Source organism: Ideonella azotifigens, from assembly GCF_006519715.1.
Taxonomy (GTDB): Bacteria; Pseudomonadota; Gammaproteobacteria; order Burkholderiales; family Burkholderiaceae_C; genus Ideonella; species Ideonella azotifigens.
In genome coordinates this window covers 1-5,870 of the sequence record NZ_VIDT01000342.1, presented here as the reverse complement: position 1 = coordinate 5,870, position 5,870 = coordinate 1, and the positions used below count along the sequence as shown (strand labels likewise).

The window sequence follows — 5,870 nt, the reverse complement described above, 5'->3', positions numbered from 1 at the left end:
CACCGGCGCGCTGGAGATCACGCTGGACGACGCCTGCATGGACCGGCTGTTCAAGACCCTGGAGCCGGCGCGCACGGAGCGCGTGCGCAGCCGGGGGGACGCAGCGAACGCTGCCCGTCCCTTCCCGCACCGACTGGGCCTGGCCATGACGGCGCGGCTGCTGCAGAAGGAGCTGTCGCTGGGCACGCTGCTGGACCTGAAGGTTGGCGATGTGCTGCCGGTGCGCCTGGGTGCCACCGATGTGCTGATTGACGACGCCCGGCTGTTCACCGCGACGGTGGCCGAACGCCAGGGCAAGTTGTGCCTGACCACTTTTGAAGATGCGGAGTGACGCGATGAACATGAACGAGAACCTCGACCTGGACCAGTTGCTGGCCGACATGCCCGAATCCCTGGGCCTGGACGCGGAAGCCACGTCGGCAGCGCCGGTGGCCAAGCCCAAGCGCGATCTGTCGCAGATGATGCGGCGCATCCCGATCACGCTGACCCTGGAGGTCGGCAGCGCGCGGGTCACGCTGCAGGAGCTGGCCGAGCTGGGTGCGGAGTCGGTCATCGAGCTGGACGTGCTGGCCGGCGAGCCGCTGGTCATCAAGGCCAATGGCACGCCGGTCGGCCGTGCCGAGGTCGTGGTCTCCGGCGAGAACTACGGGCTCAAGGTCGTGGAGCTGAGCGCGCTGGACCTGGACGGTTTGCGCGGATGAACCGCTTAGGCCGAGTCTCCCTGCTGCTGGGCGGCCTGGCGCTGGCCGCGTCGGCCCAGGCGGCGCCGGAGCTGAACCTGCTGGACGTGGTCGCGCCCGGCAAGGCCGCGGGCGGCGGCGGCGCGATGTCGGTGAAGATGCAGGTCTTCGTCGTCATGACCCTGCTCGGGCTGCTGCCCGCGCTGTTCCTGATGATGACCAGCTTCACGCGCTTCGTGATCGTGCTGTCGCTGCTGCGCCAGGCGCTGGGGCTGCAGCAAGGCCTGCCGAATCGCATCGTCACCGGCGTCGCGCTGATCCTCACGCTGCTGGTGATGCGCCCGATCGGCGAGCAGATCTGGACCCAGGCCTTCATGCCGTTCGACCAGGACAAGATCGGCCTGGAGCAGGCGCTGCAGGTGGCCTCGGTGCCGCTGTCGCGTTTCATGCTGGCGCAGACCAGCAAGGCCGCGCTGCAGCAGGTGGCGGGCCTGGCGGGCGAGCCCAAGGTGGCCAAGCCCGAGGACCATGCCTTCACCGTCAAGCTCGCGGCCTTTGTGCTGAGCGAGCTGAAGACGGCCTTCCAGATCGGCTGCCTGTTGTTCATCCCCTTCCTGGTGATCGACCTGGTGGTGTCCTCGGTGCTGATGGCGATGGGCATGATGATGCTGTCGCCACTGGTCATCTCCTTGCCGCTCAAGCTGCTGCTGTTCGTGCTGGTGGACGGCTGGACCTTGACGGTGCAGACGCTGATCAGCAGCGTGCATCCGGTTTGAAAAAGGTGCCCGAATGCTGACGCCTGAAATCGCCTCGGACCTGATCGCCGAATGCCTGCGGCTGGTGATGCTGCTGGTCACGCTGCTGGTGCTGCCTGGCCTGATCATGGGCCTGCTGGTCAGCCTGTTCCAGGCCGCCACGCAGATCAACGAACAGACGCTGAGCTTCCTGCCGCGCCTGATGGTCACGCTGGTGACCGTGGGCGTGATGGGCCGCTGGATGGTGGTCACGCTGATGGACTACTGCGTGTCGATCTTCCACCGCGCGGCCACGCTGGTCGGCTGACGAGATCGCCGCGGCAACCATGGAAGCCTTGCTGCTCAAGCTGCCGGCGCTGGTCACGGCCTTGTGGTGGCCGTTCTGCCGCTGCCTGGCATTGCTGAGCGCCGCGCCGGTGCTGGGCGAGGCCATGCTGCCGGTGACCATCCGCGTGCTGCTGGCGCTGGCGCTGGCGCTGGCGGTGATCCTGATGCCCGTGGCCGCGCACAACGCCGTGGCCATCGATCCGTTTTCGCTGCACGGCCTGGCCGCCACCTTCGAGCAGGCGGTGATCGGCGTGGCCATCGGCCTGGCGCTGCAGCTGAGCATGGCGGCCATCCAGACGGCAGGCTTCGTGCTGTCCTCGCAGATGGGCCTGTCGATGGCGGTGATGAACGACCCGCTGAACGGCAGCTCGTCGGATGCCGTCTCCAACCTGCTGTTCATCCTCTGCACGCTGGTGTTCTTCTCGGTCGACGGGCACCTGGTGATCACCGGCATTGTTGGCGCCAGTTTCCAGGCCTGGCCGGTGGGTGGCGGGTTTGCCAACCTCTCGTTCGACACGCTGGCGCTGAACGTCGCGTGGATCTTCTCGGCCGCGATGCTGCTGGCGCTGCCCATGGTCTTCTCCAGCCTGGTGGTGCAGATCGGCTTCGGCTTCCTGAACCGCGTGGCGCCTTCGCTGAACCTGTACGCGCTGGGCTTTTCGGTAGTCACGCTGTTTGGCGTGATGATGCTGGTGCTGCTCGCGCCCACCTTCCCGGCCCACTACCTGCAAATGAGCGAGCGCGTGCTGGACATGCTGCAGCACGGCCTGAACAGCGCGGGGGCCGGCCGTGGCTGAGAGCAGTGGCGACAAGACCGAACAGGCCTCGCAGCAAAAGCTGCGCAAGGTGCGCGAGCAGGGCCAGGTGGTGCGCTCGCGCGACGTGGCCACCGCCATCGGCCTGGTGCTGAGCCTGAAGCTGGTGGTACTGCTCACGCCAGGCTGGCTGGCCGACTTCCGCAGCCTGTTCGGCCTGGTCATCTCGCCGCTGGACGGCGACGGTGCGCTTGAGAACCTCTGCACGCTGATCTTCCCGGCGGTGATCGGCCTGCTGCTGAAGATGCTGGCGCCGCTGGCCGTCATCCCGCTGGCCATCGTGCTGGGCTCGCTGTGGCCGGGCGGCTGGGTCATGAGCGGCGCCAACCTGGCGCCGAAGTTCGAGCGGCTGAACCCCTTGAGCAACCTGGCGCGCATGGTCTCGGGCAAGCACTACAGCGACTTCGGCATGTCCCTGCTGAAGGCCTGCCTGCTGATTGCCGTGCTGCTGCACGTGGTGCGCACCAGCATGGCCCAGCACCTGCGGCTGCAGGCCTTGCCGCTGGGCGAGGCGGTGGCCGAAGGCGCCGGCCTGATGCTGGACGGCATCTTCACGATGAGCATGATCTTCGTGCTGTTCGCGGTGCTGGACATGCCGCTGCAGCGCTTCCTGTTCATGCGCCAGCAGCGCATGAGCAAGCAGGACCAGAAGGAAGAGCACAAGAGCAACGAAGGCCGGCCGGAGGTGCGCCAGCGCATCCGCCAGCTGCAGATGGCGCTGTCGCGCCGCAGCGCGCGCAAGACCGTGCCCGAGGCCGACGTGGTCATCGTCAACCCCGAGCACTACGCCGTGGCGCTGAAGTACGACGAGCGCCGCGCCCAGGCGCCCTATGTGGTGGCCAAGGGCGTGGACGAGATGGCGCTCTACATCCGCCAGATCGCGCGCGAGCACAAGGTGGAAGTGCTGGAGCTGCCGCCGCTGGCACGTGCCATCTACAACACCAGCCAGGTGCAGCAGCAGATCCCCGCCGCGCTCTACAAGGCCGTGGCCCTGGTGCTGAACCACCTGATGCAGCTGCAGGCCTTCCACAACGGCAAACGGCCGATGGCGCCGGTGCTGCCCACCGAACTGCCGGTGCCGGCCCAATTGGCCGACCCCGTCACCACCGAATCCCCTGAACCAGCCCCCTCCCGATGAACACCCTGACTCGCCTGATCACCGAACTGCGCCGCCAGAAGATCGCGACGCCGATGTTCGTGCTGGCCGTGCTGGCCATGATCGTGCTGCCGCTGCCGCCGCTGCTGCTGGACGTGCTGTTCACCTTCAACATCGTGCTGGCGATGGTGGTGGTGCTGGTCAGCGTGGGTGCCAAGCGGCCGCTGGACTTCTCGGTTTTCCCCACCGTGATCCTGGCGACCACGCTGATGCGGCTGACGCTGAACGTGGCCTCCACGCGCGTGGTGCTGCTGCACGGCCACGAAGGCACGCACGCGGCCGGCCAGGTCATCGAGGCCTTTGGCAACGTGGTGATCGGCGGCAACATCGTCGTCGGCCTGGTGGTCTTCGTGATCCTGATGATCATCAACTTCGTGGTGGTCACCAAGGGCGCGGAGCGCATCTCCGAAGTCTCGGCGCGCTTCACGCTGGACGCGCTGCCCGGCAAGCAGATGGCGATCGACGCCGACCTGAACGCCGGCCTGATCAACCAGGAAAAAGCCCAGGCGCGGCGCCGCGACGTGGGCATGGAAGCCGACTTCTACGGCGCGATGGACGGCGCCTCGAAGTTCGTGCGCGGCGACGCGGTGGCCGGCATCCTGATCCTGGTCATCAACATGATCGGCGGCGTGGCCATCGGCTCGCTGATGCACGACCTGTCGTTCGCCGAGTCCTTCCGCCAGTACGCGCTGCTGACCATCGGCGACGGCCTGGTGGCGCAGATCCCGGCACTGCTGCTGTCCTCGGCCGCGGCCATCATCGTCACCCGCATCAGCGATTCGGGCGACTTCGAAGAGCAGGTCGGCGAGCAGCTGCTGGCCTCGCCCGGCGTGCTGTTCAGCGCGGCCGGCATGATGGCCTTGCTGGCTAGCATCCCGGGCATGCCCTGGCACACCTTCCTGGCTTTTGCCGCGCTGCTGGGCTACGCCGGCTGGCGCATGAGCCAGCGCAAGAAGGCGCCGGCCGAGCCGTCGACCGAACTGGCGCTGCAGTCCGCGCTGGTGATGGAGCGCCCGCCCGAGCTGGACTGGCGCAGCCTGCCGGTGGTGGAGCCGCTGACGCTGACCGTGGGCTACAAATTGGTCGGCTTGATCGACCAGGCGCACGGCGCACCGCTGACCCAGCGCGTCAAGGGCCTGCGCCAGACGCTCAGCGAGCAGATGGGCCTGCTGCTGCCGGCCATCGGCGTGCGCGACGACCTGGCGCTGAAGCCTTCGCAGTACGCGGTGTTGCTCAATGGCACGGTGCTGGCCACCGGCGACGTGCAGGCCGAACGCTTGATGGCCATTCCGTCACCGCAGACCTATGGCGAGGTCGATGGCATCCCGGGTGTCGAGCCTGCGTACCGCATGCCGGTGGTCTGGATTGCGCCGGCCGACAAGGCCCATGCGCTGGGCCTGGGCTACCAGGTGGTGGACGTGCCCAGTGCGATTGCCACGCACCTGTCCAAGCTGGTGCGCGAGCGACTGCCTGAGCTGATCCGCCATGACGACGTGGCGGCGCTGCAGGAGCGGCTGGCCGCGCAGGCGCCCAAGCTGGCCGCCGCGCTGGAGAAGGCGCTGAACCACAGCCAGTTGCTGAAGGTCTTCCGTGTGCTGCTGGCCGAAAGCGTGTCGCTGAAGGACATCGTGCCGGTGGCCACCACGCTGCTGGAACATGCCGAGGCCACCAAGGACCCGCTGATGCTGGCGGCCGAGGTGCGCTGCACGCTGCGGCGGCAGATCGTGCAGGCCTTGTGCGGCCCGTCCGCCGAGATGAAGGCCTTCAACCTCAGCGGTGAGCTGGAGAACATGCTGCTGGGCGCGCTGAACCAGGCGCGCCAGGGCGGGGCCAAGGTCGCGCTGGACAACTTCCCGGTCGACCCGCAGCTGCTCTCGCAGCTGCAGATCAACATGCCTTCGGTGCGCGAGCAGATGAAGCAGCAGGCGGCCACGCCGGTGCTGCTGGTGATGCCGCAGATCCGACCGCTGCTGGCCCGCTATGCGCGGCTCTTTGCGCCGGGGCTGCATGTGCTGTCGTACAACGAGATGCCCGAGCAGCGGGACGTCAGCATCGTCGGCTCCTTGGGCTGAGCTGCAGGCGGCTGCCGCGCCGCCGAGGCGGGCTGCACGACACCGCTGGCCTGCCACAGGCACAG

At 67.7% G+C, this 5,870-nt stretch carries 7 protein-coding genes; all 7 read left to right on the top strand.

Annotated features, from left to right (window positions below):
* A partial coding sequence (locus FKP22_RS18800; RefSeq protein WP_141289239.1) for a FliM/FliN family flagellar motor switch protein occupies window positions 1–331 on the top strand: 331 nt, incomplete at its 5' end.
* A 4-nt stretch (window positions 332–335) separates the two neighbouring features.
* Window positions 336–701: a FliM/FliN family flagellar motor switch protein gene (locus FKP22_RS18795; protein ID WP_141289237.1), complete on the top strand. Its 366-nt coding sequence runs from the start codon at window positions 336–338 to the stop codon at window positions 699–701.
* Entirely contained in the window at window positions 698–1,456 is a 759-nt protein-coding gene (fliP, locus tag FKP22_RS18790) for a flagellar type III secretion system pore protein FliP (protein WP_141289235.1), read from the top strand. Before FKP22_RS18795 ends, fliP begins: the two co-directional genes overlap by 4 nt.
* 13 nt (window positions 1,457–1,469) lie before the next feature.
* Window positions 1,470–1,742 (top strand): flagellar biosynthetic protein FliQ, encoded by a 273-nt coding sequence (locus tag FKP22_RS18785; protein WP_141289233.1) that lies wholly within the window; start codon window positions 1,470–1,472, stop codon window positions 1,740–1,742.
* Window positions 1,743–1,761: 19 nt separating this feature from the next.
* A complete protein-coding gene (gene fliR, locus FKP22_RS18780) occupies window positions 1,762–2,559 on the top strand; it encodes a flagellar biosynthetic protein FliR (RefSeq protein ID WP_141289231.1) in 798 nt (265 codons plus the stop codon).
* Entirely contained in the window at window positions 2,552–3,715 is a 1,164-nt protein-coding gene (locus FKP22_RS18775; protein ID WP_141289229.1) for an EscU/YscU/HrcU family type III secretion system export apparatus switch protein, read from the top strand. Before fliR ends, FKP22_RS18775 begins: the two co-directional genes overlap by 8 nt.
* On the top strand, window positions 3,712–5,805 hold the full coding sequence (locus FKP22_RS18770; protein WP_141289227.1) for a flagellar biosynthesis protein FlhA: 2,094 nt from the start codon (window positions 3,712–3,714) through the stop codon (window positions 5,803–5,805). Before FKP22_RS18775 ends, FKP22_RS18770 begins: the two co-directional genes overlap by 4 nt.
* Window positions 5,806–5,870 lie beyond the last annotated feature (65 nt).

What these genes read in the sequence shown, in the direction of transcription:
- FKP22_RS18795 (WP_141289237.1), top strand. Translation starts at nt 336, where the DNA reads ATGAACATGAACGAGAACCTCGACCTGGACCAGTTGCTGGCCGACATG.
- fliP (WP_141289235.1), top strand. Translation starts at nt 698, where the DNA reads ATGAACCGCTTAGGCCGAGTCTCCCTGCTGCTGGGCGGCCTGGCGCTG.
- FKP22_RS18785 (WP_141289233.1), top strand. Translation starts at nt 1,470, where the DNA reads ATGCTGACGCCTGAAATCGCCTCGGACCTGATCGCCGAATGCCTGCGG.
- fliR (WP_141289231.1), top strand. Translation starts at nt 1,762, where the DNA reads ATGGAAGCCTTGCTGCTCAAGCTGCCGGCGCTGGTCACGGCCTTGTGG.
- FKP22_RS18770 (WP_141289227.1), top strand. Translation starts at nt 3,712, where the DNA reads ATGAACACCCTGACTCGCCTGATCACCGAACTGCGCCGCCAGAAGATC.